Source organism: Pantoea sp. CFCC18177 (assembly GCF_059412425.1).
This window is the reverse complement of the sequence record NZ_JBNBPL010000036.1, coordinates 1-20,113: the sequence shown is the minus strand read 5'-3', so window position 1 is coordinate 20,113 and position 20,113 is coordinate 1. Positions and strand designations below refer to the sequence as shown.

Here is a 20,113-nt window from a genome sequence, read left to right as displayed (position 1 = left end):
GAGGAAGCAATGAGCCAGTTTTTTATGCATGAGAAAAGCGATCTGGTCAACGAAGCCATCGAAGGGGTTTTGCTGAGTACGCCGTGGCACAACTTACGCCGCCTCGATCTTGGTGATGAGATCCGCGTGGTGGTGCGTTCGGATTGGGATAAGAGCAAAGTGGCGCTGATCTCCGGTGGCGGATCGGGCCATGAACCTGCACATGCCGGTTTCGTCGGCAAAGGCATGCTCACGGCGGCGGTGTGCGGTGATATCTTTGCCTCACCGAGTGTGGATGCGGTATTGAACGCCATTATCAACGTCACCGGCGAGGCCGGTTGCCTGCTCATAGTGAAAAATTACACCGGCGACCGCCTCAACTTTGGCCTGGCTGCCGAGAAGGCGAAAAATCTCGGTTATAAAGTCGAAATTGTTATGGTTCAGGATGATATCGCGCTACCGGAAAATCCGCAGCCGCGTGGTATTGCCGGGACCGTGCTGGTGCACAAAATCGCCGGGTTTGCCGCTGAGCAAGGGCACTCACTTGAAGAGGTTCAGGCGCTGGCACAACGCGCCATCGATGCGACCGCTTCGATTGGTCTGGCATTCGCGACGTGCCACATCCCGGGGGAAACGCGTGATGACCGTGTAGCGGCAGGCCACAGCGAGCTGGGGATGGGCATTCATGGCGAGCCTGGCGTAGTGACGCTGGACACACAAAACAGCCGCAAAATCAGCAGTATCATGACTGATAAACTGGCGCAGGCATTGCCTGACGGCAAACAGGCGCTGCTGCTGATCAACAACCTCGGCGGGTTCTCGCAGCTTGAGCTGGCGCTGCTGACGCGTGAAGTGCTGCAGTCACCGCTGGCGGCCCGCGTTACCCATCTGATTGGCCCGGCAACACTGGTGAGCGCCCTGGATATGAAGGGCTTCTCGTTGTCGCTGCTGGCGCTGGAAGAACCGTTCCTTGAAGCTTTGAATGCGCCAGTGCAAGTGCTCGGCTGGGTGCCGGTTTATGACTTCGCGCCGATCAGTTTGCAGAGTGCAGAGAAAGTGGGCAGCATGCTGGATTTCGATCCATCCGAAAACGCGGAAGTGGCTGCGACCGTTGATCGTGTGACGCAAACGCTGATCGATCTGGAGAGCGAGCTGAACGCGTTGGATGCCAAAGTCGGCGACGGTGATACCGGTTCAACTTTTGCCGCAGGCGCGAAAAAAATTCAGCGGGGTTTGCGTGACAGGCAGCTGCCATTGGATGAGTTACCGACCTTGATGGCGTTGATCGGGGAGCAGCTCGCGACGGTAATGGGCGGATCGAGCGGTGTATTGATGTCGATTCTGTTCACCAGCGCGGGCCAGCAGCTGGAAGAAGGTAGCGCGTTACCGCAGGCGTTGATGCATGGGCTGGAGCGTATGAAGCACTATGGCGGCGCGCAGCCGGGGCATCGTACCTTAGTGGATGCACTGCAACCGGCACTGGAAGCGCTGGTGGCGGGTGAGTCGCTGGCAGTCGCGGCGAAAGCGGCACAACAAGGTGCGGATGCCACCGCGCAAATGCAGAGCGCCAAAGCAGGCCGTTCGGCGTATCTGAATCAGCAGAGTCTGGATGGAGTGAAAGATCCTGGCGCGTATGCCATTGAGAAAGTGTTCGCGGTGCTGGCAGGTTAAGGGGTTGGGGTGCGGACATCAAACCGCACCCACTCACGCACTTACTCAGCTGCTTCGCGCATCATCTCATCATGCGGAATATCAGCCAGAATCTGCTCAAAACTGCGCAGACGTTTATAAATCGACATCAACTCCACCAGCGTCGACCAGGATGAAATCAGGTACTGGAACGAAGAGCGCACCTGATCAAACACATTGGTAATCTGGTTGAGTAAACCCAGCGTAATCGTGCCTGCCACGATTGACGGAAACAGCAAAAACAGCCCGAACACGTTATCGACCTGCAGATAGAGAATGCGGGTGATGTTGAAGTACAAATAGTGGAAGTAAAGACGAAAATAGTTAAAGCGCACGCGACTAAACAGCTCATTGACCGTCGGCGGTGACGCGCGATCGGCATTATCTTCACCGTACACCAGCTCTTTACGGTAAGCGGCTTCCACACGCTGATTACGGAACTCCAGCCCCGGTAATTTAATCCCCACCACCGCCAGCAGCCCGGTACCAAATACTGACCACAGCACCGCAGCAATCACCAGCGCGTAAGGGATGTTACCCAACAGCGGGATATCTTTGACGTGATGTGACAGCGCGATCAGCACTGGCAGGAAGGCCACAAGCGTCATGATGGCTTGAATGAAACTTACGCCCCAGTCTTCCAGCGTGCTGGCAAAACGCATGGTGTCTTCCTGCACACGCTGTGCGGCACCTTCGACCTGACGCAGGCGCTGCCAGTTGTGCATGTAGTAGTTATTCATTGCAGTACGCCAGCGGAATACCCAGTGGCTGATGAAGAACGAATTCATGACGCCAATCACGACGGCAATGAGTGCAATACCCAAAAACGCCACAACTTGCTGGTAAAATTCGGTAATTTGTACCGATCCTGCCTTGGTTAAGGCTTTTTGGATTAAATCATAGAACGGACCATACCACGCGTTGACCGCCACGCCGACTTGTACCCCAAACCAGGTGACGAAGATGATAAGGGCTGCGCCCCATACTGACCAGCGCTGCCACGGATGGTTATCAATCACCTTCCAGGCAAGGGCGAAAATGGACGCCATTATCCAGTAATAGCCATAGAACCAGAGCTGGGCCGGGTGAATAAAACGGGAAGCATTGGTGGGCAACGGCTGCTGTATTGCTGCATGTAGCGATGGCCACAATGCAGGCAGATTATCGGCAAAGCCAAACCAGGCAAAAATCGCAATCAAACTCCAAATCGCTGCCGAGCTGAAAAACAGCGCTGGCCGCGGAAAATAGGACTTAAACATAGGCACTCCGCTGTTGTGTGTACTCTTTTATACCCTGATAGACATGATCTGTCTTTTGTAGGTTGTTTCTGACGATGACAGCATCGTCCCAGCGATGTAAAGCGCTGCCATCAGTTGTTAAGTATTTTGTGCGCATTTGTTTCGAGAAACTAAATTATTAACGGGGAAGGTGTTACACTATGCGTATTGTTACCGGTAACAGTAACACTGTATCCCTTAAGTCACCCATAAAAAAACAATACAACGCAATCACTTAACTTTCATACCGCATCATCTGCGGTACTGAGGCAATGTCATGTCAGAACAAAAAAATGGTCATAGTCGCAGGGATTTTCTGCTGAGAACCATCACCCTGGCGCCCGCAATGGCGGTAGGCAGTTCGGCGATGGGCGCGCTGGTGGTGCCAATGGCCGCTGGGGCAGCAGAGCAACCTGTCGCACCGCAACAGGCACGTGATTACCAACCAAACTGGTTTACCGCAGAAGAGTACGCTTTCCTCAAAGCGGCCGTTGCGCGCCTGATCCCGAATGATGAACGCGGTCCTGGCGCACTGGAAGCCGGTGTGCCGGAGTTTATCGATCGTCAAATGAATACCCCTTACGCCACCGGTAGCAACTGGTATATGCAGGGGCCGTTCAATCCCGATCTGCCGAAAGAGCTGGGTTACCAGTCTCCGCTGGTGCCGCAGCAGATTTATCGCCTGGGGCTTGCCGATGCGGACAGCTGGAGCAAAAAGCAGCATGGCAAAGTGTTTGCCGAGTTAAGCGGTGAACAACAAGACGCGCTACTCACCGCCTTTGAAAGCGGTCAGGCCGAGTTCCCTCAGTTGGCGGCTAAAACCTTCTTCTCCTTCCTGCTGCAGAACACCCGCGAGGGGTACTTCAGCGATCCGGTCCATGGCGGCAACCAAGGCATGGTGGGCTGGAAGCTGATTGGCTTCCCAGGCGCACGTGCCGACTTTATGGATTGGGTAGAGCGCGGCGAACGTTATCCGTTCCCGTCAGTGGATATTCGCGGGGAGAGGGCGTAACCGTGGCAAATGAATTGAAAAAAGTAGACGCAGTGGTGGTCGGTTTCGGCTGGGCCGGGGCGATCATGGCGAAAGAGTTGACTGAAGCCGGTCTTAACGTCGTCGCGCTGGAGCGTGGTCCGCACCGTGATACTTATCCCGATGGATCTTACCCGCAGTCGATTGATGAACTGACCTATAACATCCGTAAAAAGCTGTTCCAGGATCTGTCGAAAAGCACCGTAACCATCCGTCACGATGCGTCGCAAACCGCCGTACCTTATCGTCAACTGGCGGCGTTTCTACCAGGAACCGGCACCGGCGGTGCGGGTCTGCACTGGTCGGGCGTGCACTTCCGTGTCGATCCGGTTGAGCTAAACCTGCGTAGCCACTATGAACAGCGCTATGGCAAAAGCTTCATCCCGGAAGGTATGACCATTCAGGATTTCGGTGTCAGCTACGCTGAGCTGGAGCCGTTCTTTGACCAGGCGGAGAAAGTGTTTGGTACTTCCGGCAGCGCCTGGTCGATTAAAGGTAAGCTGCAGGGTAAAGAAAAGGGCGGAAACCCTTACGCGCCTGATCGTTCCAGCGATTTCCCGCTGCCCGCGCAGAAGCGCACCTATTCGGCCCAACTGTTTGCTCAGGCGGCTGAATCAGTGGGTTATCACCCCTACGATATGCCGTCTGCTAACACTTCGGGTCCGTACACCAACACCTACGGCGCGCAGATGGGGCCGTGCAACTTCTGCGGTTACTGCAGCGGCTATGCCTGCTACATGTACTCCAAGGCGTCGCCAAACGTGAATATTCTGCCCGCACTGCGTCAGGAACCGAAGTTCGAACTGCGTAACAACTCCTACGTGCTGCGTGTGAATCTGACCGATGACAAGAAGCGCGCCACCGGTGTGACCTATCTTGATGGTCAGGGCCGTGAAGTAGTGCAGCCCGCGGACCTGGTGATCCTCTCGGCCTTCCAGTTCCACAACGTCCATTTGATGCTGCTGTCAGGCATCGGCAAGCCATATAACCCCATCAGCAATGAAGGTGTGGTGGGGCGTAACTTTGCCTACCAGAACATTTCGACCCTTAAGGCGCTGTTCGACAAGAACACGACCACCAACCCATTCATTGGTGCGGGCGGTGCAGGTGTGGCGGTGGATGACTTCAACGCCGATAACTTCGACCACGGTCCGTATGGCTTCGTCGGCGGCTCGCCGTTCTGGGTTAACCAGGCGGGCACCAAGCCGATTTCTGGATTACCGACGCCGAAGGGCACGCCGAACTGGGGCAGTCAGTGGAAAGCGGCGGTGGCGGATACCTACAACCATCACATCTCGATGGATGCGCACGGTGCGCACCAGTCCTATCGCGCTAACTACCTCGATCTCGATCCGAACTACAAAGATGTTTACGGCCAGCCGCTGCTGCGTATGACCTTTGACTGGCAGGACAATGACATCAAGATGGCACAGTTCATGGTCGGCAAGATGCGTAAGATCACCGAAGCGATGAACCCGAAAATGATCATCGGCGGCGCAAAAGGACCGGGCACGCACTTCGATACCACCGTGTACCAGACCACGCACATGAGTGGCGGGGCGATCATGGGTGAAGATCCGAAAACCAGTGCCGTGAACCGTTACCTGCAGAGCTGGGATGTGCCGAACGTGTTTGTGCCAGGTGCGTCTGCGTTCCCGCAGGGCCTCGGTTACAACCCGACCGGTATGGTGGCAGCGCTGAGCTACTGGTCAGCCAAGGCCATTCGTGAACAGTATCTGAAGAACCCCGGCCCGCTGGTACAGGCATAAGGAACAAGGCGATGATCAAAAGCATTTTAGCCCTGTTTCTGGGCACGATGACCTTCGCCGCGGTGGCGGACGAAGCAGGTTCTGACGCACTGGTGAAGCGCGGTGAATATCTGGCGCGTGCGGGTGACTGCGTCGCCTGTCACAGCACGGCGGGCGGCAAACCTTTTGCCGGTGGATTACCGATGGCCACCCCGATTGGCACCATCTACTCCACCAACATCACACCGGATAAAACTACTGGGATTGGTGACTACAGCTATGACGATTTCCAGAAAGCGGTGCGTCACGGCGTAGCGAAAAATGGCGATACGCTCTATCCCGCCATGCCATACCCATCCTACGCGGTGGTGAGCGATGACGACATGAAGGCGCTGTATGCCTACTTCATGCATGGCGTGCAGCCGGTATCGCAGGCAAACAAAGACAGCGATATTCCGTGGCCGCTGTCGATGCGCTGGCCGCTCTCCATCTGGCGTGGCATGTTTGCGCCGGCCGTGAAAGCGTTCCAGCCAGCCGCACAGGAAGATCCCGCCCTGGCGCGCGGTCGCTATCTGGTGGAAGGCCTCGGACACTGCGGGGCTTGCCATACGCCACGTAGCATCACCATGCAGGAAAAAGCGCTGAATAACGGCGAAGGCAACGATTACCTGTCTGGTAGCAGCGCTCCGATTGATGGCTGGACCGCCAGCAACCTGCGCAGTGACAACCGTGACGGTTTAGGCCGCTGGAGCGAAGACGACCTGAAGCAGTTCCTGCGCTTTGGCCGCAACGATCACACCGCGGTATTTGGTGGTATGACCGATGTGGTGCAGCACAGCCTGCAATACCTTAATGACGAAGATATCAGCGCGATTGCTAAATATCTGAAATCGTTGGGTGCGAAGGATGCCAGCCAGACAGTGTTTACGCAGGATGATGCGGTCGCCAAAGCGTTGTGGAAGGGCGATGACAGCCAGCCAGGCGCATCGGTGTATGTCGATAGCTGTGCGGCCTGTCATAAAACGGACGGCAGCGGCTACCAACGCTTCTATCCGGCGCTGCGTGGCAACCCGGTGGTGATGGCAGAAGACCCAACCTCGCTGATTCACATCGTGCTGGTGGGCGGCACCTTGCCTGGCGTGCAGGGCGCACCTTCGGCGATCACCATGCCGGCGTTCGGCTGGCGTCTGAACGACAACCAGGTTGCGGATGTGGTCAACTTTATCCGTGGCAGCTGGGGTAATGGCGTGAAGTCGACGGTGACGGCGAAGGATGTGGCGAAGCTGCGCAAAGATGCGCCGCAGCAGGGCAGTGCCGATATTAAGGTGCTGGAAGGGCAGTAATAACCCGCGCTGCGTTTAACTGAGCGATGAACTGCGCCGCTACCGATCGCAACGATTTGGTAGCGGCGCAATTTATTGCGCACACCAGCAGTGATGCTTCACCACTTCCACAAGCAATAAATCAACCCAAGTCCCGTCTCATTTTCCCTCCCTATGATTGCAAGAGCTAAGCCCAGCGAACATAATCTTGGTTTATGAAATTCATTAAATTAATTTTTTCGTAAACCACAGGAGGTCAGTGTGTTTGGAGAGCGTTTACTACGTGCGCGTTCCGCTGCGGGCTTTTCTATGAAGCAGCTTGCAGAAAAAGCAGGCGTCAGCGCAAATATGATTAAGAAATACGAGCACAACCTCAGTGTGCCGGGCTCTGCCGTATTAGTAAAAATGTCGCGCGCCTTGGGCGTACGTAATGAATATTTCTTCCGTCCGACCACGGTTGAATTGAAGAACGTTGAGTACCGCAAACGCCATACGCTATCAGCCAAAATGCTGGCGCAGATTCATGCGGATGTGATTGATCAGGCTGAGCGGTGGCTTGAACTGGCGAACCTGTGGCCAAATTTTCCGGTCCCTGCTTTTACCCAATCGCAACTGCCTCTCGAGCAAATCGAGAATTACGGGCAAATTGAAAAGGTTGCAGAGCATATTCGTCAGCAGTGGGGATTAGGTTCTCAGCCGATAACGCATTTAATTGATGTGCTGGAAAGTCATGGGATTTTGGTCATTGTCACTGACGTTGACCACTCCGACAAATTCGATGGCTGCCAGGCGATGGTCGATGCCATTCCTGTCATCGTTATTTCAGCAAAATGGCCAGGTGACCGTCAGCGTTTTACTCTGGCACACGAACTTGGTCATTTGATTCTGCATCATTCTCTTCCATCTGATCTGGATGAAGAGAAAGCCTGCAATCGATTTGCCGGTGCCTTGCTTTTCCCTGCTGGCGCGGTATTGCAACATTTTGGCAAGCGGCGAACACGCCTTGAGGAACAAGAGCTTTACCTGCAAAAAATGGATTATGGTCTCAGCATGATGGCCTGTGTTTACCGCGCTGCCGATCTGGCCGTGATAACTGAGGGCAAGCGCAAAGATCTGATCATGATGTTTTCAGCGCGCAAATGGCGAAAGCAGGAACCTGGTGAACAAGTCGCACGCGAGAGCACCACGCTTTTTCCTCAGTTAATTTTTCGAGCGCTGGGAGAAGGGATTATCAGCGAAGGTAAAGCGGCTGAGCTGATGGGTGTCTCGTTAGTCGCCTTTCACCGCAAGCGACAGTTGGGGTGGTCGGATGATCATTCTCATCAGTGATGCCAATATTTTAATCGATATGGAAGAGGGCGATTTGTTAGATGCGAAATAGTGGGCGGCTCTATTTTCCGCCCACGACCCTTCGATAAATCAAATATTCTCCAAATCCAGCCCGCGCGTCTTCGGACCGTAAATCCCCACTGACAGCATCACCATCAACATACTCAGCACGATAAAGGCGATCACGCCCTGGCTGCCGGCGTACTGCAGAATAATGCCAATCAAAATACTGCTGAACACGGTCGACAGGCGGCTGAAGGAGTAGCAGAAGCCCACTGCACGCGCGCGAATATGGGTCGGGAAAATCTCGGTCTGGTAGGCGTGATAACTGAAGGTCAGCCATGCGTTGCTGTAGGTGATCAGGAATCCACAGATGATCATCAATACCGGGTTGGTGACCAGCGCGAACAGCGTACCGAACACCACGGTCATCAATGAAGAGAGAACGATCTGCCATTTGTTCTCAATCTTGTCGGCGTAGCGGCTGCAAATCAGTGAACCCAGCGGGTAGGCCAGCGTGATGAAAAAGGCATACAGCAGGCTGTGGGTCACGGTTGCGCCTTTACCTGAAAGCAGTGCAGGCAGCCAGTTGCCGAAACCGAAGAAGCCAATCGCCTGGAAGAAGTTCATCACCACCAGCATCAGAGTGCGTTTGCGATAAGCCGGTGCCCAAATCTCGCTGAAGCGGCCCTTTTTTGGCAGCTGTGCGGCGGCATCGCTGTTAGAGAAGTCTTCACCCGGCGCGATACCACAGCGTGTTTCCATCTCGCTCAGTACCTTATGCGCTTCCTGATGACGGCCCTGTTGTGCCAGCCACCGCGCAGATTCTGGCAGATTTTTACGAATCAGCCAGATCACCAACGAGCAGACCGCACCGGCAATCACCACCCAACGCCAGCCTTCCAGACTCAGGATGGTTTGCGGCACCAGCCACCATGACATCAGTGCCACCGCTGGCACCGACAGGAACTGAATAAAGAACGAGAAGGCAAAGGCGCGGCTACGCAGGTGCGCGGGGACCCATTCGGACAGATAGGTATCGATGGTCACCAGTTCAACGCCGAGACCAATCCCGACCAGGAAGCGGAACAGGATGATCATCTCCGCACTCTGCTGGAACGCCATCAGCAGTGAGAATACGCCGTACCATGCGAGGGCACACATAAAAGTGAGACGGCGGCCAAAGCGGTCGGCATAAGGCGCAAGCAGGCTGGCACCCACAAACAGGCCGAGGAAGGTGGCAGAAGCAAAAGCTGCCTGGTCGGCAAAGCCAAATACCCCTGCGGAGCCGGTATGAAACACGCCAGCAGCGAGTAGGCCAGAACTGATGTAGCCCGTTTCGAACAGATCGTAGAGCTCAAAAAATCCGCCCAGTGCCAGCAGCGTAATAAAACGCCACAGCCCTGCGGAAGAAGGCAGTGCATCAATGCGCCCGGCTAAGGTGCGGCGATCGGCTGCGATGTTGTTGTTCGCCATCCCTGTCGAAGTGATTGTTGTCATTATTGGATAAACCTCGGTGTTTGCAGAACTCGCGCGGTTTTATGGGTTTTAAAATAATTAACCGTTAGCAAGCGAAGGAATAGCAGAATAATCAATTCATCGGAGGTTGCCGAGAGGCGTAACGGTGACATTTTCGCAATCTACGTTGCAGTTCACAGAAGTGTGATCGCCGTCCATGGCGATGCGCTTAGTGCAGGCTTGGATAGACGCCCGGACCAATCGGTAAGCCGAGTGCGTACCAAACCAGTAGCAGCACAATCCAGCTAATGAAGAACACCACAGGATAGGGGAAGATCAGCACATAATAGGTGCCAAGTTGTGCATCTTTTAGGTATCGCTGCAGAAAGCCAAGGAACAACGGCAGGAACGGCGACATCGGTGCCAGCGGCAAGACGGCAGAGTCAGCGATGCGGAAAATCATTTGCGCAAAGGCCGGATGGAAACCGAGCAACATAAACATCGGCACGAATACCGGTGCCAGAATCGACCAGATAGCCGAGCCGCTGGCGATAAACATGCAGAGAAACGCTGACAGGAACATCAGGCCAAGGAACGCAGGTGCGCCACTGATCCCGGCACTCTCCAGCATATCGGTCAGGCCGATAGCCATAAACTTGCCCATGTTGCTCCAGTTGAAGAAGGCGACGAATTGCGACAGCGGGAACACCATCACAATAAAGCCCGCCATGCTCTTCATCGGATCGACCAGCAACTGTGGGATGTCATCGGCTCGACGAATCTGCTTCGTCACTGCGCCGTAAGCAATCGCCACCACAAAGAAGAACAGGATGATGATCGGCACAATGCCCTGAATAAACGGCGAAGGAATAATGCCGCCGGTTTTCGGGTTGCGCAGCGGTGCGTGTTCCGGCACCACCAGTAGCGCCATCAACGCAATAAATACCAGTGCAGCAATACCAGCCGCTCTCAGGCCGCGATTTTCCAGTGCCGTCAGCGGCGGCAGGCGGTCTTGATGACCGCCGTTCCATGCGGGCAGGCGCGGCTCAACGAATTTATCGGTGAGGATCGCGCCCACTACCGTCAATACGATCACCGAACTGGCCATAAAGAACCAGTTATCGATCACGCTGACGTGCACGGTATCGCTCACCGCTTTCGCCGCTTCGGTACTGATACCCGACAGCAGGACGTCGGTGGTGACGATCAGCAGATTGGCGGTAAATCCAGACGCCACACCGGCAATCGCTGCCAGCAGACCCGCTACCGGATGACGACCCACCGCGAGGAAGATCAGTGCGCCGAGTGGTGGCATCACCACCAGTGCCGCATCCGATGAGATGTGGCTGAAGAAGGCAATGAACAGCACCATATAGCTGGCGTAACGACGGCTCACGCGTGAGGCCATCTTCACCATCAGCGATTGCAGCAGGCCGACTTTCTCGGCCAGGCCCGCACCAATCACTAACGCCAGAATCGAGCCGAGTGGCGTAAAGCCACTGAAGTTTTTGATGATGTTCGGCAGGATCCACTGAATCCCAGCCACGCTCAGCAGGTTATTGACGCGGACCAGCTCGCCGTTGGTGGGATTTTTCACTGCCAGATCAAAGCCGCTGATAATGGCGGTGGCCACCATCAATACCACGATCAGATAGACAAACAGTAAGAATGGGTTCGGCACTTTATTGCCGATGCGCTCTATCCAGCTAAACAGCTTCCCTGGGCTGCGGTTCTCCGTAGTCACTTCCATCAGCTTTGCCTCATTGGTCGTCTTGTTGTATTTGCATGCCCGCGTTGGGGCTGTCATTTTTATAGTGTTTAGATATTTCTGGGCGCATAAATGCGCCCCCTACAACTGTGGTAAACCTTACAACTGCGCCTAAGCCCCATAGAGTACGCATTGATGCGCACTTAGTCGGAGCACCGCGCTTATTTCAGGATGACAACTTCGATGGTGTGACGTCTGCCGGTATCGGGCAAACATAAGGCTGTTCGCGGCGCACACGCTGAAACTCCTCACGACAGCGTGCCAGCGCGTCCTCGTCCTGTAACAAGGTCAGCGCGGTGGCGGCCATCACTTTGGCGGCCAGACACATGCCTTTGTGACCCAAAGAGGTGCGGCCCTGCGCCACCAGTTGCCAGGTGTGCAGCGGGGTACCGAAGGCAAAACAGGGCGCGAAGCACTGTGCCGTCGGCGTGACCCAACTGACATCGCCGACATCGGTTGAGCCGTACAGCAGCTCGCGCGTGACGGCGTACGGCGCCACCTCATCCATCAAAATCTTGTCACCCAGCGCTTCTGTCCACGCCACGCCCGCTTCACCGCCGGTGCGTGCCGCATTCAGGCGCGCATTGCGCAGATCGTCTTTGGTCAGCGTGGCACGGATCTCGGCGGCAAACTGCTGCTCATCCGCGCTGTAAGCTGGCAGGCCAAACTGATGCAAATTGCGCTCCATGACGGCTTCCAGCGCACGATTGGGCACATAGTTGGAGCAGGCTTTGTCGAATCGTACCGTCATGGTGGTGTCCGTCATCAGGGCCGCGCCTTTGGCGATGTTGATGACGCGCTGGTAGATATCCTGGGCCTGATCGAGTTCCGGTGCGCGGATCAGATACAGCACTTCGGCATCGGCCTGCACCACATTGGGAGAGACGCCGCCAGTATTAGTCACGGCGTAGTGCACGCGGGCTTCCTGCACGATGTGCTCGCGTAAGAAGTTGGCACCGGTATTCATCAGGGTGACGGCATCTAAGGCGCTGCGGCCCAGATGCGGGGAGTTAGCGGCGTGCGCGGCGACGCCCTTGAAATGAAACGCGGCCTGAATGTTGGCAAGGGTGCTGAGGTTGAACATGCCGCTGAACCCTTCAGGATGCCAGGTGACAGCCGCATCGACATCATCAAACAGTCCTTCACGCACCATAAAGGTTTTGCCGGAACCGCCTTCTTCGCCCGGACAACCATAAAAACGCAATGTGCCGCGTTGCCCGTTCTGCGCCCACCAGGCTTTGATGGCAAAGGCGGCAGCCAGTCCGGCGGTGCCTAATAAATTGTGCCCGCAGCCGTGTCCGTTGCCATTCTCGATCAGCGGTTGTGGCGTGGCGCAGCCCGATTGCTGGCTTAAACCGGCCAGTGCATCGAACTCACCCAGAATCGCAATCACCGGCTTGCCGCTGCCGATGCTGGCGATAAAAGCGGTATCGATATTGCCGACGCCGCGTTCAACGCGAAAACCTTCCTGCTCCAGCGCATCAGCCAGAATGGCGGCAGACTGCGTCTCTTCAAAGCGAGTTTCTGGCACATCCCAGATCGCATCGCTGAGCGCAGTAAAGCGCGGCTGATTCTCGTTGATGTAATGATCGATAAAGTCGTGATGGCTCATCGCTGGCCTCCAAACTGCGCCTGATTCAGCACCAGGGTGGCCAGCGTTTGCACCGCGGTGGCCATGATCGCTTCATCAAAATCGAATTTGGCGTTGTGATGGCCTGCTGCCAGATCGCAGCCGAAGATCACATACGAAGACTGGCCGCCGCGCTGCTGCACGCGCTCCAGCATGTAGGTGGCATCCTCTGAACCTGCCGCCTGCTGTTTGGTATCAATGACCGAGGTGAAAATGCCCATCGCATCGGCCTGCTGGTGGATGAAATCCACCCACGGCTGGCTCGGCGTACAGCTGCGAGCACCGCCCATCAGTTTGATATCGTACTCAACGCCATACATCGCCGCTGCGCCAGCGATGACGCGCAAGGCCTGCTGATAGATATCGTCGTTAACCTGATTGCTGACGCCACGGGTTTCGACTTTCATCAGCGCGCAATCCGGTACCACGTTACGGCCGGTGCCCGCCTGCAATACGCCGACGTTAACGCGCGCCACGCCGCCGCTGTGTTGCGGCAGATTATGCAATGCCAGCGTAGCCTGTGCGGCGGCGAGCAGGGCATTGCGGCCCTCTTCTGGTTTACCGCCTGCATGTGCGCCGACGCCCGTAAAACTCACATCCAGTTTGGTGGTGGCGAGGAAGCTATCACTGCCGCAAACGATTTCGCCTGCGGGCACGCCTGTGCCAAGGTGGATGGCGGTAAACAGATCCACATCATCCACCACGCCTGCAGCGACCATGGCTTTCGCACCGCGCACGCCTTCTTCGGCGGGTTGGAAGATGATCTTGATGGTGCCGCTGAGCTGATCTTTCATCTCCATCAACACGCCCGCCAGCGCCAGTCCGATGGTGGTGTGCCCGTCGTGACCGCAGGCATGCATCATGCCGGCATTGCAGGAGGCAAAGCCCTCGCGGGTCGGGATATGGTCGGCATCACGGCTTTCGTTCTGGTCCAGTGCATCCATATCGACCCGGAAGCCCATTACTGGGCCGGGACGACCGGTTTCCAGCGTGGCGACAACGCCACAGAAACCGCCAGAGAAATGGGAGATCCACTGCGGCAGCGCACCTTGTTCTAGCGCGCGGGCTTCTTGCTGCGCCAGCACTTCGTCAGAGGGTAAGCCCATACGCGCATCAGCATCGATCACTTCACGGCCCAGCTTCAGCTGATAACCAAGGCGATGCAGTTCTTCAGCGACTAAGGTTGCGGTACGGAACTCCAGCCAGCCCGATTCGGCAAAATGGTGCAGATCGCGACGCCAGATTTGCATCTGCGGTATCCGCGCGTTGACGAGGTCGGAGAGGGTTTTCATCGGCATATCCTTTGTGTTGGTTTTTTATGCATTAACCCGAATCTACACAATGGTATTGGTGCGCATAAGATGCGAATATCTTGTCACTGATAAACAACGGTTATCACAAAAATCATGCCTGCCAACCTCAAACTTCATCAGCTGCGTGCCTTTGTCGACGTGGCGCGCCAGGGCAGTATTCGGGCGGCCAGCCGCTTATCAGGGCTATCGCAGCCTGCACTGACCAAAGCGATCCAGGAACTGGAACTGGCGCTCGGCGCTCGCCTGTTTGAACGGCGTCAGCAAGGGGTCACGCTCACCGATATCGGTGATAACTTTTTCCGTCATGCCAGTCTGGTGTTGGAAGAGCTGCGCGTGGCGCAGGAGGATATTCAACAGCGGCTGGGACTGGCCGGTGGCCGGGTCAATATTGGCGTGGGCGGCAGTATCGCGCGTACCATCATGCCGCAGGTGATCACTCAGTTTCATCGCGAATACCCGCTGGTGAAGGTGCGCATTGTTGAGGGGCAACTGGTGTCGATGGTGCATGAACTGCGACAGGGTGCGCTGGATTTCACCATCAATACCTACGATCAACACCATCTGGATCAGGAACTGATTTTTGAACGCTTGATGCAGCGAGACTATCAGGTGGTGATGCGCAAAGGGCATCCCATGGCCCATGCGCGATCCCTCACGGAGTTGCAGCACTGTGACTGGACCATGCCGACGCCGCAAGGCAGCTATTACCGGCTGTTGCACGATTTGTTTGGTGAACGCGGCATGGCACCGAAGATCGTCGTCACCTGTGAGACCTTTATGGCCTGTACCAGTCTGGTGGCGAAGAGCGATTTCGTCAGTATTATTTCGCGCGATGTGATTGAAGATCCTACCCACGGCGGGCAGTTAATCGCTCTCGATCTTGACGATCCGCTGCCGAAAGCCACGTTCTATTTGATTCAGCGAAAAGACACCGCGCTGACGCCGATGAGTGCCTATATGGCGCAATTATTCCGGCGTTACTGTCAACAAAGGTAAGAGTGCGGCCTGGCTCCCATCTGATTAAAAATTGCGCACTACACTTGCACTGGACGTTCCAATTCTGGAGAACTGACCATGCAAATTACTCCCTATGTGTTTTACAACGGCCGCTGCGAAGAGGCGATCGCCTTCTATCTTGAGGCGACCGACGGCGAACTGCTGTTCAAAATGACCTTTGGCGATATGCCAGACGAAACAACTGTCGAAGATGAAGGCTGCCCATCTGGCATGACGTTCTCACCCGAACAGATAATGCACGCGCACCTGCGGATCGGGCAGGGCGAACTGATGATGAGCGATGGCGCACCGCAGGCGAATTACGCAGGATTTTCCGTGAGCTTATCAACGCCGGATGAGGCACAAGGCAAGCGGTGGTTTGATGCATTATCGGCAGGCGGAGAGGTGACGAAAAAGTGGGAACCGACCTTCTGGGCGCACGGCTTTGGCATGTTCACCGATAAGTTTGGCGTGCCCTGGATGGTGAATGCCTATAAACCACAGATTTGACAGGTGTTGTTGAGATGCGTGGCGGCACAATTCATTGCGTGTATGTTACCAGGTGCGCATAAATGCGCACCCTACGAAAACCGCACACGATCGTTGTAGGGTCGCCATTTATGGCGACCTGGTCCATGCAATCAGAAGTTGTAACCCACCACCAGGTAGTAACCCCAGCCGGTTGATTTCACTTCAAACGGACCGTTGCCGAAGTTCAGCTCCTGACCATCCGCCCACTGTCCGCCGTTGTGGAAGTAACGCGCCACGGTAGAAACGTGCCAGTGATCGTAGTTCAGCGACAGGATGTGGCTAGAGGCGATCGAGTTGCTGGTGCGTGATGGACCGGTTTCGTCACGCAGATCCGAGCCCCAGTCGAAGTTGGTGAAGCCGATATAGCTCAGCTTACCGCCCCACAGATCGGTAATCGGCACAAAGTATTTCACCTTGAAGCGATAACCATCCCAGCTGTTTTCGTTCGCCGCACCATAGTTCTGCCACTGGTACTTGGCATACACGTTCAGTGACAGGCCGATATCGCTGTGGGTATCAATATCGGTACCCAGACCCATATACCAGGTGTTTTGACGCTGTGACGCGTTGCGACCCATGTCATAGATATAGTTGTTCGCGAAGTACCACTCTTTAAACGGACCAAATGCCAGGCTGGTGCCGGTCAGTTTATCGATAGAGAAACGCGGCTCAATTTCCATGAACAGCGGCGAACCGTGGTCGAAAATGCCGTTTGCGTTGCTGTTGCCTGCGCCAAAGAAGTTGGTCAGGTCGGCATAGCCGTAGAAATCGAACCAGTCCTTTTTGGCAAAGGCTTCGTATTCGAGATACACATCGTTGTTGAACTGAGGTCCGAAGCGCGTGTGATAGCTGCCCACCACGTTTACGCTCTGATGCCACCAGTCAGAAAGATACTGCGGATCGCTGTCTGCCGCTTGTGCCGCGCCGGTCCAGCTGCTGGCCAATAAGGCCCCTGCTATCAATGCTTTAAATTTCATTATTGTTATCCACATGCTTGTGATCGCCGCGAATGCGCCGCGATCGTGTCAAATCGATCCCAGGGGATGGGCAGTGTGTTGGTTTAAACGGTCTGAATCGCCGAATTTTCAAGTGCGCGTAATGTGCCTGTAACAGAGCGATAGGAAATAGATTTTGATCACGTTTGTCAAAATGTGTTGCATTTTGATTCATCTGAAATGTGACTATGATCACAAAAAAGGCGTGTTGCGAACGGAACCCCGCAACCGATTACGTTGTCGCGTACAGCGGTAATTTGATGGGATGTTGAAAAGGAGGGAGTGGCGTGATTTATCGCGCGGCCTGAAGACCGCGCTCTACCGAAAACGTCAGCAACCGCCGAATTAAGGCAAGGTCACACGTACCTGCAAGCCCGAGATCTCGCCTTGCGGGTTATGGCAGTTGGACAGCGCCACCTGCATTTGATGCTTCTGCGCCACGCTACGAACGATAGATAACCCCAGGCCGCTGCCTTGTGCCTGCACATCCGGCGAGCGCGTGAAGCGATCAAAGGCGCGTTCAATAAAGGATTCCGGCATGCCTGGACCATTATCAACGATATCCACCACGGTGTGATTGCCCACGCGATGTAACAGCACATCCACCAGGCTACCCTCAGGCGTGTGCAGCATGGCATTGCCTATCAGGTTATCGAACAGGCTGCGCAAATCGGAGCGGCTGGCGTGCAGGCGGTAATGTGTCGTGCCGTTAAAGCCAATATCAATCCCGCGTTTGTCTGCCACCACCATCAGTTGCTCAATACTCTCTTTGAGCAGATCGTCGATGTCGATGGTCTCGACGGAGGCTACTACCGACTGATCTTCCTGCCGTGAGATGTTGAGCAGTTGCGTCACCAAATGGCGCGTGCGCGTGACGCCCGCTTCCAACTGGTCAAACTGTCGGCTGGCCTCGCCCGGTTGAATATGCTGACGCAGATTTTCCAGTTGGAGAGTGACGGCGGTCACCGGCGTGCGTAATTCATGCGCGGCATCTTCCAGGAACTGACGCTGTGAAGACCAGGCCGCACGCAGTTTATCCAGCAGCGAGTTATAAGCCGCGACCAGCGGCAGCACTTCATCGGGCAGGCTGTTGGGTGAAACCGCGTGGGGGTGCAGCGTTTCCTGCGCGGCAATTTGCCGCGACGCCACGCGTAAATCTCGGGTAATCGCGCGCACCACCAACCATATCACCAGCAGCGAGAGTGGCATCATTAGCATCAACGGAATGATGGCGGAAAGTACCCGCTTCACCATCAAACTCTTCATGTAGCCAATGTTATGCAACACCTGAATATTGCCAATCTCACTGCCTAACTCACCGGGGCGCGTATAGACACGCCATTCACAGTCATCGCCGCAGTCGCCCACTTTCAAATCTGACCAGCCTTTTTTGGGCTGGAGCGGTGCCTGTAACGCAGGCCAGGAACTGGCGCGCAGGTGGTTGTGGTCATCCCACAACTGCACGATGTAGGTACTTTTCAGCTTCTCTTGCTGCATCACCATCGGCATCAGCGCGGGCATGCGTTGGCTGGATGACCAGGCATCGGCGATCTTCGCGAGTTGATCGTCCTTCATGGTGCCCATCATGTCGCCATAGCAGTGGTAGAAGTACCAGGTGACGCCGCCAATCATCGCCAGGTGCAACAGCACCAGGGTGAGCAGCAATTTGTTACGCAAGGAGCGCATAAAGGTGAAAGGTTTCATATTGCCGGTACTCGCCAGCCCAGGCCGCGTACGTTACGAATCACTTCGTTATCAAGCTTGCGGCGCATGCCGTGAATCAGCACATCGACGGCGTTACTGGTGACTTCTTCTCCCCAGCCATAGATGCGGTTTTCTAATTGTTCGCGCGATAAAATCGCACCGGGTCGTTCCAGTAGTGCATACAGCAGCGCATACTCACGGGCGGTGAGTTGTTCGCGTTGCCCTTTATACAATACCTCACGCGTCATCATATCCAGCTGCACATCGCCGCTACCTAACAGGGAATCCGCCGCACCGTGACGACGTCGGGTGATTGCACGCATGCGCGCCAGTACCTCTTGCAAATCAAAGGGTTTGAGCAAATAGTCATCGGCACCGCTGTCGAGGCCTTGAATACGCTGTTGTACGGTGTCACGCGCTGTCAGTACCAGCACCGGCGTCATATCGCCTCGGGTGCGAGCACGTTTCAAGACGTGGATGCCATCTTCACGCGGCAAGCCTAAATCAAGCAATACGCAGGTATAGCCGCCCTCAGACCAGGCATTGGTGGCATACACGCCATCGCGCACCCAGTCCACTGACCAGCCCGCCGCTTCCAGCGCCTGCTGCAAGTTGGTGCCAATCATTTCATCATCTTCTACCAGCAGCACGCGCATAGTGTTCTCCCAGACTGATGAACGCAGTTTACCTTCGGATTCTTAGTAGATAATTACACTGCTCTCCCTCCTTGCTAATTCTGCGCTAATTTTCTGCTAATTAAGGGATAAATTTAACGCGCTACAGTGACTGCACTGGACATATTGTCGAAGCAGGAGGTTCCCATGAATCAGAGCGAATTTATCCGTAGTTTGCTGGACTGGATAGAAGACAACTTAGGTCACGATCTGCATCTGGATGAAGTAGCACGCCGCTCGGGATACTCCCGCTGGCATCTACAACGTCTGTTCCGTCAACACACGGGCTTCTCTCTGGCAGAGTACATTCGCCAGCGCCGGTTGACTGAGTCAGCGCTCACGCTGATTAACAGTGATGAAGCGATTTTACAGGTGGCGATGAGCTACGGGTTTGATACCCAACAGGCCTACACCCGCACCTTTAAAAATTACTTTAGCGTCACGCCGGGCCAGTTACGTCGTCAGCGTCGCGTTGAACAGGAACGTTTGTTATTCCCGTTGGCGGTGGCCAGTTGAGCGCATCAGGATTATGTGCGCATCAATGCGCACCCTACAAAATGATGGGATGATTTTGTAGATACCGTCTTGCCAGTTACCTGGCAAGACATATTTCTGCATCGAACGGGCGGCCTGATTTCAGCACTCCATAAGCCAGCTGCAGCAGCTTTTT

General features: G+C 55.3%; 16 protein-coding genes. 8 read left to right on the top strand and 8 right to left on the bottom strand.

The window, feature by feature from the left end; genetic code table 11:
- The first annotated feature begins 9 nt into the window (after positions 1-9).
- Entirely contained in the window at positions 10-1,650 is a 1,641-nt protein-coding gene (locus ACPUC8_RS24440) for a dihydroxyacetone kinase subunit DhaK (RefSeq protein WP_494927634.1), read from the top strand.
- Between the two features lie 41 nt (positions 1,651-1,691).
- Here ACPUC8_RS24440 and sbmA read toward each other — a convergent pair whose 3' ends face one another.
- On the bottom strand, positions 1,692-2,927 hold the full coding sequence (gene sbmA / locus ACPUC8_RS24435; RefSeq protein ID WP_494927633.1) for a peptide antibiotic transporter SbmA: 1,236 nt from the start codon (positions 2,925-2,927) through the stop codon (positions 1,692-1,694).
- 295 nt (positions 2,928-3,222) lie between these two features.
- Here sbmA and ACPUC8_RS24430 point away from each other — a divergent pair, with 295 nt between their 5' ends.
- From ACPUC8_RS24430 to ACPUC8_RS24415, 4 genes are all read left to right on the top strand, one after another.
- Entirely contained in the window at positions 3,223-3,957 is a 735-nt protein-coding gene (locus ACPUC8_RS24430; RefSeq protein ID WP_494927632.1) for a gluconate 2-dehydrogenase subunit 3 family protein, read from the top strand.
- 2 nt (positions 3,958-3,959) lie between these two features.
- Positions 3,960-5,744 carry a GMC family oxidoreductase gene (locus ACPUC8_RS24425; RefSeq protein ID WP_494927631.1) on the top strand — a complete coding sequence of 595 codons (1,785 nt, stop codon included), beginning with the start codon at positions 3,960-3,962 and terminating at the stop codon, positions 5,742-5,744.
- Between the two features lie 11 nt (positions 5,745-5,755).
- Positions 5,756-7,066, top strand: coding sequence for a c-type cytochrome (locus ACPUC8_RS24420; RefSeq protein ID WP_494927630.1), 1,311 nt, complete (start codon positions 5,756-5,758; stop codon positions 7,064-7,066).
- A 240-nt stretch (positions 7,067-7,306) separates the two neighbouring features.
- Positions 7,307-8,374: a helix-turn-helix domain-containing protein gene (locus ACPUC8_RS24415; RefSeq protein WP_494927629.1), complete on the top strand. Its 1,068-nt coding sequence runs from the start codon at positions 7,307-7,309 to the stop codon at positions 8,372-8,374.
- A 90-nt stretch (positions 8,375-8,464) separates the two neighbouring features.
- On the opposite strand, the gene ACPUC8_RS24410 is transcribed toward ACPUC8_RS24415, so the two are convergent.
- The 4 genes from ACPUC8_RS24410 to ACPUC8_RS24395 all read right to left on the bottom strand — a co-directional run bounded on the left by ACPUC8_RS24410 (position 8,465) and on the right by ACPUC8_RS24395 (position 14,522).
- Positions 8,465-9,874: an MFS transporter gene (locus tag ACPUC8_RS24410; protein ID WP_494927628.1), complete on the bottom strand. Its 1,410-nt coding sequence runs from the start codon at positions 9,872-9,874 to the stop codon at positions 8,465-8,467.
- Positions 9,875-10,061: 187 nt separating this feature from the next.
- Positions 10,062-11,582 (bottom strand): p-aminobenzoyl-glutamate transporter, encoded by a 1,521-nt coding sequence (abgT, locus tag ACPUC8_RS24405; protein ID WP_494927627.1) that lies wholly within the window; start codon positions 11,580-11,582, stop codon positions 10,062-10,064.
- A gap of 184 nt (positions 11,583-11,766) precedes the next feature.
- Positions 11,767-13,212 (bottom strand): M20 family metallopeptidase, encoded by a 1,446-nt coding sequence (locus ACPUC8_RS24400; RefSeq protein ID WP_494927626.1) that lies wholly within the window; start codon positions 13,210-13,212, stop codon positions 11,767-11,769.
- On the bottom strand, positions 13,209-14,522 hold the full coding sequence (locus tag ACPUC8_RS24395) for an amidohydrolase (RefSeq protein ID WP_494927625.1): 1,314 nt from the start codon (positions 14,520-14,522) through the stop codon (positions 13,209-13,211). The genes ACPUC8_RS24400 and ACPUC8_RS24395 overlap by 4 nt, the downstream gene beginning before the upstream one ends.
- A 114-nt stretch (positions 14,523-14,636) precedes the next feature.
- Between ACPUC8_RS24395 and ACPUC8_RS24390 the strand changes: the two genes are divergently transcribed.
- On the top strand, positions 14,637-15,539 hold the full coding sequence (locus ACPUC8_RS24390) for a LysR family transcriptional regulator (protein WP_436379318.1): 903 nt from the start codon (positions 14,637-14,639) through the stop codon (positions 15,537-15,539).
- Positions 15,540-15,617: 78 nt separating this feature from the next.
- Positions 15,618-16,049 carry a VOC family metalloprotein YjdN gene (gene yjdN, locus ACPUC8_RS24385; protein ID WP_039335847.1) on the top strand — a complete coding sequence of 144 codons (432 nt, stop codon included), beginning with the start codon at positions 15,618-15,620 and terminating at the stop codon, positions 16,047-16,049.
- A 131-nt stretch (positions 16,050-16,180) separates the two neighbouring features.
- On the opposite strand, the gene ACPUC8_RS24380 is transcribed toward yjdN, so the two are convergent.
- The 3 genes from ACPUC8_RS24380 to ACPUC8_RS24370 all read right to left on the bottom strand — a co-directional run bounded on the left by ACPUC8_RS24380 (position 16,181) and on the right by ACPUC8_RS24370 (position 19,425).
- The gene (locus ACPUC8_RS24380) at positions 16,181-17,047 is read right to left on the bottom strand and encodes a nucleoside-specific channel-forming protein Tsx (RefSeq protein ID WP_039335850.1); all 867 of its coding nucleotides are present in this window, start codon (positions 17,045-17,047) and stop codon (positions 16,181-16,183) included.
- 363 nt (positions 17,048-17,410) lie between these two features.
- Positions 17,411-18,769 carry a sensor histidine kinase gene (locus tag ACPUC8_RS24375; protein ID WP_058969614.1) on the bottom strand — a complete coding sequence of 453 codons (1,359 nt, stop codon included), beginning with the start codon at positions 18,767-18,769 and terminating at the stop codon, positions 17,411-17,413.
- A complete protein-coding gene (locus tag ACPUC8_RS24370) occupies positions 18,766-19,425 on the bottom strand; it encodes a response regulator (RefSeq protein ID WP_039335853.1) in 660 nt (219 codons plus the stop codon). The genes ACPUC8_RS24375 and ACPUC8_RS24370 overlap by 4 nt, the downstream gene beginning before the upstream one ends.
- 165 nt (positions 19,426-19,590) lie before the next feature.
- Between ACPUC8_RS24370 and ACPUC8_RS24365 the strand changes: the two genes are divergently transcribed.
- Positions 19,591-19,959: a helix-turn-helix domain-containing protein gene (locus ACPUC8_RS24365; protein WP_039335855.1), complete on the top strand. Its 369-nt coding sequence runs from the start codon at positions 19,591-19,593 to the stop codon at positions 19,957-19,959.
- The last annotated feature ends 154 nt before the right edge of the window (positions 19,960-20,113 follow it).

Coding starts and splice junctions, on each gene's coding strand:
- ACPUC8_RS24410 (WP_494927628.1), bottom strand. CDS start 9,874: ATGACAACAATCACTTCGACAGGGATGGCGAACAACAACATCGCAGCC.
- ACPUC8_RS24400 (WP_494927626.1), bottom strand. CDS start 13,212: ATGAGCCATCACGACTTTATCGATCATTACATCAACGAGAATCAGCCG.
- ACPUC8_RS24440 (WP_494927634.1), top strand. CDS start 10: ATGAGCCAGTTTTTTATGCATGAGAAAAGCGATCTGGTCAACGAAGCC.
- ACPUC8_RS24375 (WP_058969614.1), bottom strand. CDS start 18,769: ATGAAACCTTTCACCTTTATGCGCTCCTTGCGTAACAAATTGCTGCTC.
- ACPUC8_RS24390 (WP_436379318.1), top strand. CDS start 14,637: ATGCCTGCCAACCTCAAACTTCATCAGCTGCGTGCCTTTGTCGACGTG.
- ACPUC8_RS24420 (WP_494927630.1), top strand. CDS start 5,756: ATGATCAAAAGCATTTTAGCCCTGTTTCTGGGCACGATGACCTTCGCC.
- yjdN (WP_039335847.1), top strand. CDS start 15,618: ATGCAAATTACTCCCTATGTGTTTTACAACGGCCGCTGCGAAGAGGCG.
- ACPUC8_RS24430 (WP_494927632.1), top strand. CDS start 3,223: ATGTCAGAACAAAAAAATGGTCATAGTCGCAGGGATTTTCTGCTGAGA.
- abgT (WP_494927627.1), bottom strand. CDS start 11,582: ATGGAAGTGACTACGGAGAACCGCAGCCCAGGGAAGCTGTTTAGCTGG.
- ACPUC8_RS24395 (WP_494927625.1), bottom strand. CDS start 14,522: ATGAAAACCCTCTCCGACCTCGTCAACGCGCGGATACCGCAGATGCAA.
- ACPUC8_RS24370 (WP_039335853.1), bottom strand. CDS start 19,425: ATGCGCGTGCTGCTGGTAGAAGATGATGAAATGATTGGCACCAACTTG.
- ACPUC8_RS24380 (WP_039335850.1), bottom strand. CDS start 17,047: ATGAAATTTAAAGCATTGATAGCAGGGGCCTTATTGGCCAGCAGCTGG.
- ACPUC8_RS24365 (WP_039335855.1), top strand. CDS start 19,591: ATGAATCAGAGCGAATTTATCCGTAGTTTGCTGGACTGGATAGAAGAC.
- sbmA (WP_494927633.1), bottom strand. CDS start 2,927: ATGTTTAAGTCCTATTTTCCGCGGCCAGCGCTGTTTTTCAGCTCGGCA.